General features: G+C 49.9%; 13 protein-coding genes. 12 read left to right on the top strand and 1 reads right to left on the bottom strand.

What is annotated here, in order from left to right:
• Positions 1-17 precede the first annotated feature (17 nt).
• Positions 18-1,754, top strand: coding sequence for a thiol reductant ABC exporter subunit CydD (gene cydD / locus FD07_RS06735; protein WP_020089534.1), 1,737 nt, complete (start codon positions 18-20; stop codon positions 1,752-1,754).
• Positions 1,751-3,487 (top strand): thiol reductant ABC exporter subunit CydC, encoded by a 1,737-nt coding sequence (gene cydC / locus FD07_RS06730; RefSeq protein ID WP_020089535.1) that lies wholly within the window; start codon positions 1,751-1,753, stop codon positions 3,485-3,487. The genes cydD and cydC overlap by 4 nt, the downstream gene beginning before the upstream one ends.
• 629 nt (positions 3,488-4,116) lie before the next feature.
• Here cydC and FD07_RS06725 read toward each other — a convergent pair.
• On the bottom strand, positions 4,117-5,094 hold the full coding sequence (locus FD07_RS06725) for a polyprenyl synthetase family protein (protein ID WP_020089537.1): 978 nt from the start codon (positions 5,092-5,094) through the stop codon (positions 4,117-4,119).
• A gap of 105 nt (positions 5,095-5,199) precedes the next feature.
• On the opposite strand from FD07_RS06725, the gene FD07_RS06720 reads away from it, so the two are divergent.
• From FD07_RS06720 to FD07_RS06675, 10 genes are all read left to right on the top strand, one after another.
• Positions 5,200-6,108: a 1,4-dihydroxy-2-naphthoate polyprenyltransferase gene (locus FD07_RS06720; protein WP_020089538.1), complete on the top strand. Its 909-nt coding sequence runs from the start codon at positions 5,200-5,202 to the stop codon at positions 6,106-6,108.
• A gap of 147 nt (positions 6,109-6,255) precedes the next feature.
• Positions 6,256-6,831 carry a xanthine phosphoribosyltransferase gene (locus FD07_RS06715; RefSeq protein ID WP_020089539.1) on the top strand — a complete coding sequence of 192 codons (576 nt, stop codon included), beginning with the start codon at positions 6,256-6,258 and terminating at the stop codon, positions 6,829-6,831.
• 108 nt (positions 6,832-6,939) lie between these two features.
• A complete protein-coding gene (locus FD07_RS06710; protein ID WP_027825971.1) occupies positions 6,940-8,112 on the top strand; it encodes an ATP-grasp domain-containing protein in 1,173 nt (390 codons plus the stop codon).
• 426 nt (positions 8,113-8,538) lie between these two features.
• Positions 8,539-10,791 (top strand): DNA helicase PcrA, encoded by a 2,253-nt coding sequence (pcrA, locus tag FD07_RS06705; RefSeq protein WP_027825972.1) that lies wholly within the window; start codon positions 8,539-8,541, stop codon positions 10,789-10,791.
• 23 nt (positions 10,792-10,814) lie between these two features.
• A complete protein-coding gene (ligA, locus tag FD07_RS06700; protein WP_020089542.1) occupies positions 10,815-12,848 on the top strand; it encodes an NAD-dependent DNA ligase LigA in 2,034 nt (677 codons plus the stop codon).
• Positions 12,848-14,020: a CamS family sex pheromone protein gene (locus FD07_RS06695; RefSeq protein ID WP_033388836.1), complete on the top strand. Its 1,173-nt coding sequence runs from the start codon at positions 12,848-12,850 to the stop codon at positions 14,018-14,020. The genes ligA and FD07_RS06695 overlap by 1 nt, the downstream gene beginning before the upstream one ends.
• A gap of 437 nt (positions 14,021-14,457) precedes the next feature.
• On the top strand, positions 14,458-14,766 hold the full coding sequence (gene gatC / locus FD07_RS06690) for an Asp-tRNA(Asn)/Glu-tRNA(Gln) amidotransferase subunit GatC (protein WP_020089544.1): 309 nt from the start codon (positions 14,458-14,460) through the stop codon (positions 14,764-14,766).
• A 3-nt stretch (positions 14,767-14,769) separates the two neighbouring features.
• Positions 14,770-16,239, top strand: coding sequence for an Asp-tRNA(Asn)/Glu-tRNA(Gln) amidotransferase subunit GatA (gene gatA / locus FD07_RS06685; RefSeq protein ID WP_020089545.1), 1,470 nt, complete (start codon positions 14,770-14,772; stop codon positions 16,237-16,239).
• Entirely contained in the window at positions 16,239-17,660 is a 1,422-nt protein-coding gene (gatB, locus tag FD07_RS06680) for an Asp-tRNA(Asn)/Glu-tRNA(Gln) amidotransferase subunit GatB (RefSeq protein ID WP_020089546.1), read from the top strand. The genes gatA and gatB overlap by 1 nt, the downstream gene beginning before the upstream one ends.
• Positions 17,661-17,677: 17 nt before the next feature.
• Positions 17,678-18,691: a diacylglycerol kinase gene (locus tag FD07_RS06675; protein ID WP_020089547.1), complete on the top strand. Its 1,014-nt coding sequence runs from the start codon at positions 17,678-17,680 to the stop codon at positions 18,689-18,691.
• Positions 18,692-18,742: the final 51 nt, after the last annotated feature.

Here is an 18,742-nt window from a genome sequence, read left to right as displayed (position 1 = left end):
TTAGAGGGGGCGTTATTTTGATTGATCAGCGTGTTTTTAAATTTCCAGGCGTCAAGCCGGCTGCAGCGGTAATGGCCGTCCTAACGTTCATTCAGGCGTTCATGATTATCTTTCAGGCCCGCTACCTGTCAATTGCCATCGTGAACCTGTGGCACATGAAATCCGTGCGGACCATCGTGGCGCCACTGGCCCTGTTTGCCGTGGCCTTTCTAGCCCGCCATCTCCTTACGTTGGCACAGAATTGGCTCCTGTATCCGTTCGTGGAGAAAACGACGAAGACTTTACGGAAGCAGTTCATGGCCAAGCTATTCGACCTGGGGCCCAGTGTTGTTGCGCAGAAGGGGACCGGGAACGTGGTCACCATGGGCCTTGAGGGGATCGATAAGATTCAGACGTATTTGATGTTGATTATCGGCAAGGTGTTGGATCTATCCCTGACACCGTGGATCGTTTTGATTTACATAGCCTTGATCCAGTGGAAAGAAGCGTTATTCCTGCTCGCTATCTACCCGTTAATTATCTTCTTTATGATTATTCTGGGACTCGCGGCGCAGGCCAAAGCCGACCGGCAGTATGCGGGCTACCAGCGGTTATCCAATCACTTTGTCGATACCTTGCGGGGGTTACCAACGTTGAAGCAGTTGGGGTTGAACAAGACCTATGCCAACAACGTCTACCAGGTCAGTGAGGATTATCGAAAGAAGACCATGTCGACCCTGACGATTGCGATGACCTCAACGTTTGCGTTGGATTTCTTCACGACCTTGTCCATCGCCATCATCGCCGTCTTCTTGGGCTTTGGCCTGATGAACGGGACGATTCATTTGTTGCCGGCCTTAATTATTTTGACCCTAGCACCGGACTACTTTGCACCAATTCGTAACTTTGCTAATGACTATCATGCGACGTTGAATGGGAAGAATGCGCTGACAGCCGTTCTAGACGTTTTGCAACGCAAGACGCCAGCTGACCGGGACTTATTGCCAGTACGTGATCCTGTCTGGCAGGCAAATGACGCCATCAAGTTCGACCACGTCAACGTCAGCTATGAGGCCACGGATAAGCCGACACTGAAGAACATAAACTTTGACGTTCGTGGCTTTCAGAAGGTGGGCATCATCGGCGCTTCTGGTTCCGGGAAATCCACCTTAATCAACACGTTAGGGGGCTTTTTGAGTCCGGATGACGGTCAAATCAACGTGCGAGGCACGGCCGTTCCCCATCTTGACCAGCAAGCTTGGCAGCACAGCTTCGTTTACATTCCACAGGCACCGTATCTTTTCCACGCCAGTTTGCGCGATAACTTGGCCTTCTACGCGCCCAATGCGTCTGATGATGCGATTGCTGCAGCGGCAGCGAAGGCTGGACTGACCGACTGGATTGCCACGTTGCCGGCTGGCTTGGATACGCCAATCGGTGAAGGTGCGCGGGGCGTCAGTGGGGGACAGGCCCAACGAATTGCGTTGGCGCGAGCCTTCCTGGACGATTCACGGCGAATCTTACTGTTTGACGAACCCACAGCGCATCTGGATATTGAAACGGAAGTCGAGTTGAAGCAGACCATGTTGCCAGTCTTTGACAACCACTTGGTCTTCTTCGCGACTCATCGGTTACATTGGATGAATGAGATGGATTATATTTTAGTTATGGACCATGGTGAGATCGTCCAACAAGGGACACCTGCTGAACTTCAGCAACAGGGCGGTGCCTATGTACGGTTGCGGTCCGAAATGGAAGGGGCGACGGTCAAATGAAGGGATTCTTTGCGACATTTAAAAATGATCACTGGGTCATGCCATATCTCCGTCGCTATAAGAAGCTTCTGGCATTGGTCCTGTTCCTAGGGTTTATGACCTTCTTCTGCGGAGGCGCGCTGATGTTTAACTCCGGCTATCTGATTAGTCGGGCAGCCACGCATCCCTACAACATCTTGATGATCTACGTGCCCATCGTCTTGGCACGGGCCTTCGGGATTGGTCGGCCAGCCTTTCGCTATGCGGAACGCTTGACCAGCCACAACTGGGTGCTACGGATTGTCTCGGACTTTCGGAAGCGACTCTATGAGGCCGTGGAGAAACAGGCTGTGGCGATTCGCCAGACGCACCAGACCGGGGACGTCTTGAGTATCTTGGCTGAGGACATTGATCACATTGAGAATTTATACCTCCGGACAGTCTTTCCATTAGTGATTGGCTGGTTACTCTATGCCTTCGTCGTCATTGGTATCGGCTACTTTAACTGGGCCTTTGGGCTGTTGATGCTCGTTTTATTGGGCGCCATTGTCCTTGTGATGCCGCTTCTTTCGGTGGCTGTCAACGGTCGGCGAGAATTTCAGGCGCGCCAGGTGCAACGGACCTTCTACACGCAATTGACCGATGCGGTGTTGGGGTTGGGCGATTGGCTGATTTCTGGTCGGCGTCACGACTTTCTCGCGCAGCAGGATGCACCAATCGATGAGATTGCTAAGCTGCGGCGCGCCGATCACCATTTTCAGTGGTGGCGCAACTTTGCCATTCAATTTATCTTCGGTGCTGCGGTCATTCTGTTGGTATGGTGGGCCGGTGTCATGTTCACTCACAATCAGGCGGAAGCCAACTGGGTTGCTGCCTTTGGACTAGCACTATTTCCGACCGTAGAACCCTTTGCCGACATGAGTCAGGGGGTCAGCGAGTGGCCGGTCTATCAGGACTCCATCAAGCGGGTTAACGCATTGGATGAAAATGAACCGGAACAGGTTGCGCAGACGACGATTGGCAATTTGACCGAGTTGAAGTTAGATCACGTGAAATTTACCTATCCAGGCGCGGCTCGTGAAGTCATTGACGACCTGTCGTTGACGTTACACCCCGGAGAAAAGTTGGCGTTGCTGGGACCAAGTGGCACCGGGAAGAGTACGCTGTTGAAGCTGGTGCTGGGCGATGAGACGCCGACAAGTGGTCAAATCACGCTGAATGGCGAACCTATTTCTCGGTTGCAGGACCAGCGAGCCCAACTATTTGGGGTGCTGGACCAACAACCTTATCTGTTCAATACGACGGTCATGAACAACGTGCGGTTAGGGAATCTTAATGCTTCCGATGAAGAGGTCATGGCAGCAGTTAAGGCCGTTGAACTCGATGATCTGATCACGCGGTTACCAGCGGGATATCAGACGCAGGTTCAGGAGGCCGGTAGTCGGTTCTCTGGTGGGGAGCGGCAACGGTTGTCACTGGCACGGATTCTGTTACAGGATGCGCCGATTATTATCCTGGACGAACCCACAGTTAGCCTGGATCCCATCACCGAACAGCATTTGCTGGATACGGTGTTTGACGTGCTTCACGACAAGACAATCATCTGGGTGACCCACCATCTGGCGGGTATCAACCACGTTGATCAGGTTCGTTTCATTGAGGACGGGCACTTTGACATGCAAGGAACTCCGGCGGAACTGTACCGGGACAATCCGCGGTTCCAGTCGCTGTATAACTTGGATCGTGGCCGGTGAGTTATTAACTGTGTTTGATGAGGAATCGTTGTGAAGACGATTCCTTTTATTTTTCAAAAAAAATCCTCTGGTGGGTTGTCCAGAGGATTTAATGTTGCCTGTGAAACGTGGAGCGAGTCCAGCGCTTTGTATGGCCCCATAGGGATCGTTGTCTATGGGATGTGTTTGGGTGTGTGTGCTTGTATCTGACGGAGCAAAGGAAACGTTTTTCTATGCTAGAAAGTGAATTGCGCCACTGCTTGTTGGTTGTGTGGAAATTTGCGATAACTTGGTTGGCGAGTCTTGATATTGAAATACTGAGAGCGAACATTGTGTGGTACTTGCTGGGCTCAACTGTCATGATACGGAATGGTCAGTTTATTCGCAAGCGAACGGCTCAGTAATCGTAGCCACCCTTTAAGTAGTTAAAACATCTGATAATCCGGCTTGCGAACCGCGTAATCTCGGTAATGATCGTTCGACAGTATCATTGGGCGGACAAACTAAAAGATCACCAGCATAATATGCCAGTGATCCTGAAAGCCATTGTCTTATTTAACGGAGAAACAGTTAGCGTTGCGGGTAACTAAGGGGCTACGTACGATTGTCCTAGCTTCTCTAGCTGACTCCTGTATAGTGGGCTATACCAACTAGTGATCGCGGCGGAGGAGCATCCGCGTCAAGTGAGTCAGATCAGTCGTAGCCTGACTTGCGGGCAGCTGGTCGATTAGGGCCAAGGCTTGGTCAGTCAGGTCCGTGGCTAACTCGTGGGCAGCGCCAACGCCATTGTATTGCGTCACTAAATTCTGAACCTGTTCGATATCTGCGGTGGTCATGTCCTGTTTCTTTTTTAGCAGTCGGTGAAAATCGCGTGGTGCCTGGGGAATCGCCAAAATTAGTGGCAATGAGTAGACCCCTGAACGCAGGTCTTCCAACACGGGTTTGCGCGTCTTCTTGGGATCACCAGCATAGTCTAGAATATCGTCTAGAATCTGGTAGGCACTCCCAATCGTCAGCCCGATTTCACGGGCACTGTCACTGACGGCGGCTGGTGCCCCCGCCAATTTAGCTCCCTGATAGCAACTTAGGGCAAAGAGCTCAGCCGTCTTGCCAGCAATTTCTTTGAGGTAGGCGTCCACGTTCACGTTTTCACGGTAGTTCAGCGCCATTTGGCTGAGCTCACCCTGGAGAATCCGGTGCATGGCATTGATATGGTTCTGAATCAGGTCACGGTCATCCGTGGACTTTAACACTTGATTAAAGTAGGCGGTGAACATAAAGTCACCGGCGTAGATGGCGTTGCGTTGTCCATATTTCATCTGAATCGTGCGAACGCCACGACGAGTCGGGGATTCATCGATCACGTCATCGTGAATCAGTGTACCCACGTGGAGAATCTCTAAGGCTGCTGCACCGGCCTGAAGCTGTGTTTGGGATGCTTTGACGCCAAATGCGGCGAATAAGTAAAAGTAGCCGGGACGTAAGAGTTTACCGCCGGCGTTGAGTAGCGCTAATATTTTGCTGTGGATGGGTTGGTTATCTAACTGGATCGCGGCTAACAAGTAATCTTGTAGCGCGACGAGTTGCGGTTCCACCTGGGGAAATTGCCGCCAAAGTTGTCGATCCATACTGCACCTCACTATATGTACGTTAAAATTTATCTTACTGGCAAGTGGAAACGTTGTCAAATAAAGGTTATCATCTAATTAGAATTTATTTGCGGGGGGATTACGTTGACACTTAGTATTTTTTTCGAGTTAGTTGAAATTAAGGCAAAAATCGCATCAGTTTGGCCGTTTTTACTGGGACTAATCTTTGTTCAAGCCAACTTCCATCAGTTGAACTGGGGAATCACGGCACTGTTCTTTATCGCCATGCTACTGTTCAACATGGCCGTTGATATCAACGATAACTATCAAGACTACACGAAGGCCGGTAATCAGGCCGCTGAATGGAAAAAGAAGACCAACATTATTGGGGTTCAGCACCTTCGCATTCGCCGGGTGTTTACTCTGATGGCTAGTTTTGCCGTCATTGCCGGGATTATTGGTCTCTACCTAGTCTGGGTCACCGGGTGGCCGCTATTGGTCATGGGGGTGCTGTGTTTTCTGGTGGGGTACCTCTATGCCGGTGGTCCCCGGCCACTTTCGGGGACGCCAACGGGTGAATTCTTTGCCGGTTTTACCATGGGCTATCTGATTATGTTGATCACCGTTTATCTGAATCTTTACCAGACAACGGCATTTAATGGGGGGCTCATGGCCCGGGTCCTGTTGGCCTCAGGGGTAGCGGTTATGGCTATCGCGGCGTTGTTGTTGGCTAACAACATTTGTGACGCCAAGGAAGATCTCGACTTAGAACGCAAGACGATTGTGTATTACTTGGGCAAGCGGCGTTCCTTGTGGCTCTTTGCGGGGTTCTACATCGTCGGCTATCTATCATTGATTGCGAGTGTTCTGATTGGGGACTTGCCGGTCTGGTCCCTGTTGTCCTTAATCAGTATCCCACTAATTTACCGGAATGTGGTGGCTTTTTTCCAGATTCAAGTCAAAAAGCAGACATTTATTTTGGCGGTTCGTAACTTGGCGATTCTAGCGCTGACGACAGTCTTAGCGGAGTTGCTTGGCTTATGGATTAGTTAAGCCTTCGTAAATTTCAATCATAGCCGTTGTGATTTTACGGCGCAATCGGGTAAAATAGACTTAAACGTGATTCATTCGTGATTGTTTACACCTTAATCGACGCCGCGGATGGATCACCAAGAAGAGCTAAATGGAGGCCGCACTGTCATGAAACTTTTAGAAGATCGCATTCGTCAAGACGGAACCGTATTACCGGGAAACGTCCTCAAGGTCGATAATTTTTTGAATCATCAAGTTGATCCGCAATTAATGGATCAGTTGGGCGCCGAATTTGCTCGGCGATTTGCCGATGCCGGCATCACTAAGATCCTGACGGTGGAGTCTTCCGGTATTGCGCCCGCAGTTATGACTGGGCTGCACCTGAACGTCCCCGTTATTTTTGCCCGCAAGCACAAGAGTCTCACGTTGACGGACCACCTTTATACGGCGAAGGTATACTCCTATACCAAGCAAGTGAACAACGATATTTCGATTGATCGCCGCTTCCTCAGCCCTGAGGATCGGGTGCTCATCATTGACGATTTCTTAGCCAATGGACAAGCTGTTCAGGGACTACTCGATATTGCCAAGACGGCGCAGATCGAGGTTGCCGGCGTTGGTGTCGTGATCGAGAAACGGTTCCAGAAGGGACATAAGATGGTGACGGATGCGGGTATTCAACTAGAAGCCCTAGCAAGTATCGCTGCCTTCGAGGATAACACGGTTACTTTTGCGGAAGATTAACTAAACACCTTGCTTGTTTATTCACCACGCAAACTTTAAAATAAATATTGAAACCACCACATTGATTTTAGAAACTATCCAAATTCGAGTTAGAAAGTAGGGAGCAAATTGTCGAACACGGTCTTATATCCTGGAGATACTATTGGGGTGATCGGTAACAGTGCAAATGCTGCGATGTTAGTGACTACCGCCCGTAAGATGGGCCTACGTGTCGGTGCATATGGCGCTGATGAAACGAGTGAAGCATTACAATTGGCTGACTTTAAAGCAGTCGGCAGTAATAAAGATAGTGAGAAGCTGCAGCACTTTGCAGAGAGCTGTGCGGCAATCGTTTACGATTCTGATCGGGTCAGCACGAATGTTGTGAAGTTCTTGGCTCAGTATACGCGGATACCTCAGGGATCGGACATGCTCGAAATGATGCAGGATCGGCTGTTGGAACGGGCATTCTTTGAACAATTGAACGTCAATATTGCTCCGTATGCGACGATCATCAATTTGGATGACGTCTACCAATCCATCAATTCAATTGGCTATCCGTGTGTTCTGAAGCCTATTCAAAAAGAATGGTCGCGGGGCCGCGAATTGGTCATTAAGACCCAGACGGATATTGCTAAAGCGGCCGGTCTCCTTGACTGGGGGACGTATATTTTGGAGTCACAGATTGCTTATGACCGTGAGTATTCTATTATTGTGGCTCGTGACCAGGATGGCAATGGTCAAGCCTTTCCAATTACGGAAACGCAGTCCGTTGACGACCGCCCCGTGCGGACGTGGGTGCCAGCACAGGTCGATGATGCCGTTGCTAGTGAGATTCAACGGATTGCGACGGAAGTGACGAAGCACGTTAGCTATGTGGGTGTCTTTGAAGTTTCCTTCTACCTCACGAGTAGTGGCGCCATCTACGTTAAGAAGATTGTGCCAGCACCGAGTGAGACGGGATACGTCTTCGAAGCCGCTGCTAACCTGACAGAATTCGACCAGCATCTCCGAGCAATTGCCGGGTTACCGTTGGCGTCTGCCCATATTTTGACGCCAGCCGTGACCGCGGCCTTTACTACGGCACAGTTACCCGCAATGCGGACCCAGTGGCAATTGAAGGCCAACTGGCACTTTACGTTCTATCACTTGAAGCATCAGGAAGATGACGATGTCATGGGGCATATTGCCGTTCAAGGAGACAGTATCAAGCCAATCCTAGATCAATTGGATGATACCGGGATCTGGTCGGATGAGGCCACGGTTACACCTACAAGCGCGGCGCCAGACGAACAAGCTTAACTTGATTTGATAAATAAAATTTAACGCGAGACTGCATCGACCTGGACGTTAACGGCGCCGGGAAGATGCAGTTTTCTTGTCTTTAAGGGCCGTATAGGTGACCTAACTGGCTGGGTATTAGTTTAGTAATAAGAGATTTGAAAAGATGGCCGAGAGTAGTAGGCGTGGCCCGAGATATTTGCTACAATGATAGATAACGATAGGGGAACGTATGTGCGTAATGTGGTGTGACGCTTCCAACGAGAATTCAGAAATTTGAGAATTATTTAAAATAGTGAGATTGATGAGTTATGGGGTGTATTTGGCCGCGACGTTCAGTGATAACTACGAGTGTCGGGATCGAGTTATTTAGGGCCTGGCGGTGTCGAAAGCCCTAGAATTTTGCTATAATAGTCAGGACTAACTACAGAGAGGATTGTGTTCACGGTGGCAGGAGAAGAATTGTTAACTGGCATGAATGATAAGCAAACGGAGGCCGTCCTTCAGACTGAAGGGCCCCTCCTAGTACTGGCAGGTGCCGGAAGTGGTAAGACGCGGGTCTTAACCCACCGAGTAGCCTACTTGATCGAGCATAATAACGTCATGCCGTGGCGCATTCTAGCGATTACCTTTACGAACAAGGCCGCTAAGGAAATGCGGGAGCGAGTGGCCAAGCTGTTGGGTCCCGACGGTAACGACGTTTGGGTTTCCACGTTCCATGCTCTGTGTGTGCGAATCTTGCGGCGCGATGCCGATAAATTAGGGTATAATCGGGCTTTTACGATTGCCGATACCGGGGAACAACGGACGCTGATCAAGCGGGTTTTGCATGACCAGAACCTAGATGTTAAGAAGTTTGATCCCCGTTCGGTTCTGGGCGCCATTTCGAATGCTAAGAACGCTTTACAGACGCCAGCGATGATGCGTGAAGCTGCAGGTAATCCGTTTGAAACGACGGTTGCAGATGTTTACGAGAGCTATCAACGACAATTGAAGGCTAATCAGGCCATGGATTTTGACGACCTGATCATGCTGACGATTAAATTATTCAATGACGAAAAAGATGTCTTGGCACACTATCAAGATAAGTTCCAATACATTCACGTGGACGAATACCAGGATACCAATGATGCACAATACATGTTGGTCAATATGCTGGCTAAGAAGTATAACAACCTCTGCGTTGTTGGGGATGGCGACCAGAGTATCTACGGTTGGCGGGGTGCCAACATGGAAAACATTCTGAACTTTGAACACGATTATCCCGATGCCCACGTTACCCTGTTGGAACAGAACTATCGGTCAACCAAGACGATCTTGAAGGCGGCCAACGATGTTATCCAGCGTAACGTGAACCGGAAGAAGAAGGATCTCTGGACGGAGAATCCTGAAGGGGATGCGATTTCTTACTACCGCGGGCAAAATGAAAACGATGAAGCCCATTATGTGGTGGCAAAAATTCAAGAAGAACGCGAGCAGAATCATCACGATTACGGTGACTTTGCCATCCTGTACCGGACCAACGCACAATCGCGGGTGATCGAAGAAACGCTGGTTAAAGCCAACATTCCTTATACCATGGTCGGCGGTCACAAGTTCTATGACCGTAAGGAAATTCGGGATGTCTTGGCTTACTTAACGTTGATTGCTAATCCAGCCGATTCGATGAGTCTGGAACGGATTATCAACGAGCCTAAGCGGGGGATTGGCGCGACTAGTTTGACGAAGCTACGGGACTTTGCTGACTTTAATGGCTGGTCCGAGCTGGAGGCGACGCAAAACGTCAGTCTCGCAACGAATTTGGGGGCTCGGATTCGGAATGCTATGGAGAAGTTTGGGCTGACAATCAAGGCCGTACAGGACGTTGCTGCCACGGCGACCGTGTCCGATATTACCAGTCAATTGTTGGATCAGACCGGCTATATGGCCGCTCTGAAGGCCTCCAAGTCCTTGGAAGCTGAGACGCGAATCGAAAACATCGAAGAATTCTTATCCGTTACGCAAAAGTTTGATGATAGCTGGGACAACGAAGACCATGATGAGAATGATGATCGGCTGGTTGAATTCTTAGCCGATTTGGCTTTAGTATCCGCGCAAGACGATGTTGAGGAAGAACCGGCCGAGGTAACGTTGATGACGCTACATGCCGCTAAGGGACTGGAATTTCCAGTAATTTTCCTTATGGGGCTTGAAGAGGGGATTTTCCCACTATCACGGGCAATGCTCGAAGATGATCAGTTGGAAGAAGAACGGCGTCTGGCCTATGTTGGGATTACGCGGGCACAGCAAAAGCTGTATCTCACCAATGCGTACTCACGGATGCTCTATGGTCGGCGTCAAAACAACCCTGAATCACGATTTATTACCGAAATTGCGCCAGAATTACTGCACTTGGATTACAGTGAAAGCAAGTCTGGTTTGACGCCAAGTCGTAAGGACGTACCATTTGCGCGGCGAACAGCCAGTGCCGTTGCCGCGCCATATCATGGTAAGACTGGTCGGGTCAGTGAACCAACTGGCACGGGTGCTGGTAAGGTTGCCTGGAGTATTGGCGATAAAGCCAGTCATAAGAAGTGGGGTGTCGGTACCGTGGTTAAGGTTAGCGGTACCGGTGAAGACGCCGAACTAGATATTGCGTTTCCAGAACAGGGTGTTAAGCGGCTGTTAGCTGCCTTTGCACCAATCAAACGGGTTGATTAAAAAGGTTAACGTGGGAGGCTAACATGACTGATAAACCCATCAATACTTTAACTGAAGAGCAGGCTGCCACCGAAGCAGCTGAATTGCGTCCCCAACTTATAACGTGGGGCAAGCAATATTACGATGCGGATGCACCAGTGGTGGACGATGATGTCTATGACCGGGTCTACGCGCGATTAGTTGCGTTGGAAACGGCTTTTCCCAATATTGTGACCCCAGAATCACCTACACAGCGGGTCGGTGGGACAACGCGGGGGGACCTACCCAAGGTCACTCACGAGATTCCGATGCTTTCTTTGGGCGACGTTTTTTCGCTGGAAGAATTGAGCGAATTTGATGGTCGGCTCCGAGCGAACGTCGAAGAAGATTTTGACTATAACTGTGAATTAAAGATCGATGGTCTGGCCATTTCATTACGCTATGAAAATGGGGAGTTTGTTCAGGGCTCTACGCGCGGTAACGGTCAGATTGGGGAAGATATTACCGCCAACTTGAAGACGGTCAAGTCGATTCCGCAGACCCTGAGCCGGCCGTTGACCATCGATGTACGGGGCGAGTGTTACATGCCTAAGGCGGCCTTTCTGGCGCTAAATGAACGGCGAGAAGCGGCCGGCAAGGCTCCGTTTGCCAATCCGCGGAATGCGGCAGCTGGTTCGTTGCGGCAACTGGATGTTCAAGTTACGGCAGATCGCCAACTCGCAACGTTCATGTACAATATTGCAGATTACGAGCCGCTGAACACGCGGACACAGAGTGGCTTGCTGGATGAACTAGCTGAATTGGGCTTTACAACGAACCCTAGTTATCAGGTCGCACATAACATGACTGAAGTCGGCGCGTACATTGACCGTTACCAAGAGCAACGTAGTAATCTCCCATATGGGATTGATGGCATCGTCATCAAGGCTAATTCGTTGCCACTGCAACGGTCACTGGGTGCTACGGTCAAAGTGCCACGGTGGGCGATTGCTTATAAGTTTCCACCTGAAGAAGTTCAGACGAAGATTCTGGATATCGAATGGACTGTGGGACGGACGGGAATCGTCACACCAACTGCTGTAATGACACCAGTTGCGTTGGCCGGGAGCACGGTTGCTCGGGCCTCCCTGCACAATCCAGATTATCTGGAAGCTAAGGATATTCGGATTGGTGATACGGTATTATTGCACAAGGCAGGGGATATTATCCCTGAGATCTCGCAGTTCGTTGCGGCTAAGCGTCCAGCAGATGCTGAACCCTATCCGATTCCAACGCACTGTCCCTCCTGTGGAGCAGAGCTAGTTCATTTGGATGAGGAAGTTGCCTTGCGTTGCATCAATCCTAACTGTCCAGCCCAGCTAGCCGAGGGGATGAATCACTTTGCCTCCCGGAATGCGATGAACATTGCCGGCTTGGGTCCACAGATTGTGGCGCAGCTCTTTGATCGGAAACTGGTCAACAACGTGGCTAGTTTATATCGGCTGACGGCTGATCAATTATTAACTTTAGATAAATTTGGGGAGAAGTCGGCCCAAAACCTCTTGACAGCAATCGATAATAGTCGCAATAATTCATTAGAACGTTTGCTATTCGGTTTGGGTATTCGTCACGTTGGCGCCAAAGCTGCTCGTTCCATTGCGGCAGAATTTGGCGATCTCGACAGCTTGATGGCTGCCGATAGCGAGACGATTGCCGCCATCGATACCATTGGTGGTATCATTGCCGACAGTGTGGTGACATACTTTAGCAGTGATCAAGTTCAGAATCTGATTCATGAACTTGCGGACCTTGGCGTCAACCTGACATACACCAGTGGGGCGGCAACACCCGTTGATGCTGAGGGACAATTCGCTGGGCAACGGGTGGTTCTGACGGGGAAACTTCAAGAGTTGACCCGCCCGGAAGCTACCGCATGGCTAGAGCAGCACGGTGCCACAGTTACCGGGTCCGTCTCGAAGAAGACAGACTTGTTGATTGCTGGCGAAGCGGCTGGTAGCAAGCTCACTAAGGCTCAGAGCCTAAACGTTCCCGTTTGGAATGAAGCACAATTGCAGGCGGCAATGAATGAGAATAAATGATGACCTTTAGGAGGAAACAAGTCGTGAAACGGTTACGAACTTTTATCGCGTTAGCTGCAGTTCCGTTATTTTTGGCTGCGTGTGGTAATTTGGGTAGTTCCAGCATGTCTTCAAGTTCTGGTGGTAGTGGTAAATCTGGGAGCACCCAGTTGACCGGCCAGACTACGGACGGGGATTACGAAGGTGTCATCAAGAGTGGCCACTACCAGACGAGTAAGTCACGTGGAGTCACGAACAGCCAAGACTCTGGCAATACGTACAACTTGAAGAGCTTTGAAAACGGGATGCTGGGCGTCTCAAAGAAGGTCTTTTCAACCAAGAAATATGTCTTCCAGGAAGGCCAGTACTTGAGTGCTTCAACCGTACAGAATTGGCTGGATCGAAAGTCCAAGTCTAATCCAGATGGCTTGAATCCTGCTAGCAACGGGTCAACTTCACCAAACAAGCGGAACCCCATCTACATCCAAGCCCTGGAAGAACAGGACTACATGACGCAAAAGGACAATAAGCTTTCGCTGAGTGGGGTGACGGTTGGGATCGCCGTGAACTCGGTCGATTATTACAAGAAGACGCAGTATGGCGCAACCTTTGAGACGAAGATCAGCAAGGCGGCTGGTGAGGCGTATGCCAAGAAAGCAGCCAACACGGTGCTTCAACGTCTTCGGAAGAAGTCAGCGTTGAAGAATGTGCCGATCGTGATTGCCGTTTACCGGCAGGCGTCTAACGATAGTCTGGTCGGTGGGACCTTCATGGCATACTCGAATAACAAGGCTGGTGCAACTAGTGTGAAGAGCTGGACACCGCTTGGTGAAAAGAACTATGTCTTCCCAGTTGAGAGTGGTTCAAGCAGTCCTAACAGTAACGACGAGAGCTCCTTTACGAACTTCAAGACACAGGTTGAGAACTTCTTCCCGAACCTGAGTGGGGTGACTGCACAAGCCCGTTATGACGGTAAGAACCTGCAGGGGATGCACGTCAACATCACTGTACAGTTCTACAGTCAAACGGAAATTATTAGCTTTACGCAGTATCTCCAAACGGCAGCACAGAAGTATCTGCCGTCCGGAGTGCCAATTGATATTACCGTCTCATCGACCGATGGAACGCAGAGCTTCCTAGCACGGGCGAGTGGCGCGAAGAAATTTACCAGTCACATCTTCAATAGTTATTAAAATAAATGAGATTTATGCAAAGTTGCGGAGTCCTTTCGTCGTTTTGACGAGGGGGGGTCCGCAACTTTTGCCATATTCACCCCAGATTGTTTTAAGTAATGATAATTTAACGGTCGGATAATGGGTTGACCTATTTGTCCAAGGAAATGATAAGTTAGGCGCAAATGAGTTGTTATCGTGCAAACTAACTGTTATCATGGGCATTCGGCGGTAGTCACGTCCCAGAAAGATGCCCAGTTCGGATTTTTTTCGAGTTGAGAGCCCCGCATTCTCGGCCCGGTCACTTTGGAATCTAAACGAGGTCCCAGAAAAACGACCATTTTCTTGTCAGAATCTTTGGTGTACTGCTGATATATGGTAGAATATTAATGTATGTTTATCTTCAGGTAAGTTGGGGATAAACGGTGAATGCGGATAAATTAGAAAGAGGGATATTGATGGCTAATCGAATTAATCGAGACCAAGTTCAACACGTTGCCGGTTTGGCAAAGCTTGAATTTACGGATGCCCAGTTGGATGCTTTCACGCCCCAACTTGATGACATTATTGGCCTTTTTGAAACGCTCAGCGAAGTTGATACTGACGGCGTTGAAGCAACGAGTAATGTATCTGATCAATTAAACGTTATGCGTGAAGATGTCGCCGATAACTGGGGACAGAGCCAAGCACTGCTTAAGAATGCACCGGATGCCGCTCGCGGCTTCATCAAGGTACCGGCCATCATTGACGAAAGCGAGGATAACTAACAGATGAATTACTTTAAACAAGATCTCGCCAGTCTCCACGCCGACTTGGTCGCTAAGAAGCTTAGTGCTAAGGAACTGACTCAGGCCACCTTCGACAACATCAAGGCCACCGATCCTAAGATCGACGCCTTCTTGGCTTTAAACGAAGATGCTGCATTGGATCAGGCTGCTAAGGTTGATGCAGCTGGGATTAAGGAAGACCAACCCCTAGCTGGGATTCCCGTTGCAATTAAGGACAACATCGTCACCAAGGACTTAACGACGACGGCTGCTTCCAAGATTTTAACCAACTTCAATCCTATCTACGACGCAACGGTAACGACTAAGTTAGCCGATGCGCAAATGATCACGGTTGGGAAGACCAACATGGATGAATTTGCCATGGGTGGGTCGACCGAAACGTCTGCCTTCAAGCAAACGAAGAACGCTTGGGATCAAACCAAGGTTCCCGGTGGGTCCTCTGGTGGTTCCGCAGCTGCTGTGGCCTCTGGTCAAATCGTGGCTGCCTTGGGGACTGATACCGGTGGTTCCATTCGTCAACCAGCCGCATTTAACGGTGTTGTTGGGATGAAGCCAACGTACGGTCGTGTTTCTCGTTGGGGATTGATTGCCTTTGGTTCTAGTCTGGATCAGATTGGACCACTGACGCGTGGAGTTAAGGATAACGCCACGATTTTGAGCACGATTGCTGGGCATGATGAACATGACTTGACCAGCTCAACGCAAGCCGTTCCTGACTTTGCCAAGGACTTAAATGACGCCACTAGCGTTAAGGGTCTGCGTATTGGTTTGCCTAAGGAATTCTTAGCCGATGGGGTCGACGAAGACGTGAAGAACGCCATTCTGGCTGCTGCTGACACCTACCGCAAGTTGGGTGCCACGGTCGACGAAGTTTCCTTACCACACAACAAGTACGGGGTCGCTGCTTACTACATCATCGCTTCATCTGAAGCCTCATCTAACCTGCAACGGTTCGATGGGATTCGTTACGGTTACCGGGCACAGGACGTTAAGAACTTGGAAGACGTCTACGTGAAGTCCCGTTCCGAAGGCTTTGGTGACGAAGTTAAGCGCCGGATCATGTTAGGGACCTTCTCCCTGTCCGCTGGATTCTATGACGCCTACTTCTTAAAGGCTGCCAAGGTTCGGACGGTCATCATTAATGACTTTAAAGCGGTCTTGAAAGACCACGACTTCATCATGGGACCCGTTGCCCCAACGCCTGCATTTGATTTGGGCGCTGAGATCAAGGATCCAATCACGATGTACATGAACGATATTCTGACGATCCCGGTCAACTTGGCTGGGTTACCAGGACTCTCATTGCCTGCTGGCTTTAGCAACAACTTGCCAGTCGGGATGCAATTGATTGGTCGGCCATTCGACGAAAGCACGCTGTACAAAGCAGGGTACGCCTTCGAACAAAGCACGGACTTTCATTTGCAAGTACCAACGTTAGGAGGTCAAAACTAATGAACTTTGAAACTACGATTGGACTAGAAGTCCACATTGAGTTAAAGACAAATTCAAAGATCTTTAGCCCATCCCCCGTTGCTTACGGAGCTGACCCTAACGCCAACACCAACGTCATTGACTTTGGGTATCCTGGGGTTCTGCCAACGACCAACAAGGGCGTTGTCGCCGATGGGATCATCGCGGCTTTGGCCTTACATGCGACGGTTGAACAACACACGCACTTTGACCGGAAGAATTACTTCTATCCTGATAACCCTAAGGCCTACCAGATTACGCAATCTGACAAGCCAATCGGGCATGACGGTTGGGTCGAGGTTGACGTTGATGGTGTGAAGAAGAAAATCGGTATTTCTGAAATGCACATTGAAGAAGATGCCGGTAAGAACACCCATGAACGCGACTATTCTTACGTCGATTTGAACCGGCAGGGGACACCGTTGATTGAAATTGTTTCTAAGCCAGATATCGCTTCACCTGCTGAAGCCTATGCTTACTTGGAAGCTCTTCGTCAGCGAATTCAATTTACTGGGATCTCCGACGTGAAGATGGAAGAAGGTTCAATGCGGGTCGATGTTAACATCTCCGTTCGGCCTGTTGGTCAAGCAAAGTTCGGGACTAAGACTGAACTGAAGAACTTGAACTCCTTTAACTACGTCCAACGTGGGTTGGAGTACGAAGAAAAGCGGCAACAACAAGTCTTGATGTCTGGCGGCGCGGTTCAACAAGAAACGCGGCGGTTTGACGAAAAGACCGGTGAAACCATTTTGATGCGGGTCAAGGCCGGCGCCGATGATTACCGGTACTTCCCTGAACCTGACTTACCAGCACTGAACATCAGTGATGACTGGATCAAGGAACTCGGCGATGCTATGCCAGAAATGCCAACTAAGCGGCGTGAACGTTACGTTAATGAGCTTGGCTTGACGGATTATGACGCCATGGTTATTACCCAGACCAAGGAAATGTCTGACTTCTTCGATGCTACGGTAGCGTTGAAGGCCGACCCTAAGATGGCCGCTAACTACTTGCAAGGGGACGTTAACGCCTACCTGAACGACAACCACGTTGATTTGCAAGCCACTAAGCTGACACCAGCTAACCTGGCCGGTATGATCAACTTGATTTCCGATGGGACGATTTCTAGCAAGATGGCCAAGAAGGTCTTCAAGGCGATTACCAATGGTGAGGAACCTAAGGCGTTCGTTGAGAAGAACGGCTTGGTACAATTATCAGATCCAGCTAAGCTACAACCGATCATCGACGATGTTTTACAGTCAAATCCACAATCCATCGAAGACTTCAACAACGGTAAGAAACGGGCCGTTGGGTTCTTAGTGGGTCAAATCATGAAGCAAACGCACGGGCAAGCTAACCCGCAAGTCGTTAACAAGCTGTTAATGACAGCATTACAGCAATAGAGCAATGGAGGCACATCATGCGTAAACGGGCACGGGTCATTTATAATCCAACTTCAGGGCGTGAGGCACTGAAAAAAGACCTGATTGATATTCTAGCGGTGTTTGAACAGGCGGGGTACGAGACGAGTGCCTTTGCCACCACAGCCGAACCTAACTCGGCACAAAACGAAGCGACCAGAGTGGCGAAAGCCGGCTTTGAGTTGATCGTGGCTGCCGGGGGAGATGGGACGATCAATCAAGTGGTCAACGGGATTGCTGGATTGTCGCATCGTCCTAAAATGGCCATTATTCCTGCCGGTACCACGAATGATTATGCCCGGGCGCTTCACATCCCGCGCGAGGATCCGTTGGCGGCAGCGAAGGTTGTCCTGAAGGACCAGACCATCAAGATGGATATCGGCCAGGCGGGTGAGACTTACTTTATCAACATTGCCGGTGGGGGACTACTGACGGAGTTGACTTACGATGTCCCATCTAACTTGAAGTCGATCTTCGGCTATCTAGCATACCTGCTGAAGGGTGCTGAGCTCTTGCCACGGATCAAGCCCATTGATATGGACTTGACCTATGACGGTGGTCATTTCCGCGGCAAAGCGTCCATGTTTCTCTTGGCACTGACCAATTCCATCGGTGGCTTCGAGCAGATTGTGCCCGACGCTGCATTGGATGACGGGAAGTTCACCATGATTATCGTCAAGACAGCCAGCATGCCGGAAATCCTCCGGTTGATGGGCTTAGTCTTGAACGGGGGGAAGCACATCAACGATCCCCACATCATTTACAAGAAGACTAGCAAGGTGATTGCCAAGCCAGTTGAGGAGCGAATGATGATCAACCTGGATGGCGAGTACGGTGGCGACGCCCCAATGAAGTTCCGGAACCTCGGACAACACATTGAAATGTATGCCAACCTAGACGCTATTCCGGATTCGGCGGTCACTAGTGAATCGCCGGAAGTTCTGGAAGCAGAACAGCGTTTCGTCAAGCAGGTCGAAAGCCTGCCGGAAGGCGAACATCAAACGGAAGATTAAGATACTGAAGGGATTTTGCTCGAACGTTTAGTGGCAAAGTCCCTTTCTCAT

The organism is Levilactobacillus parabrevis ATCC 53295, assembly GCF_001434055.1.
In the GTDB taxonomy this organism is placed as follows: Bacteria; Bacillota; Bacilli; order Lactobacillales; family Lactobacillaceae; genus Levilactobacillus; species Levilactobacillus parabrevis.
The sequence above is the reverse complement of the archived record's forward strand: the minus strand, read 5'-3'. Positions and strand labels throughout refer to the sequence as shown.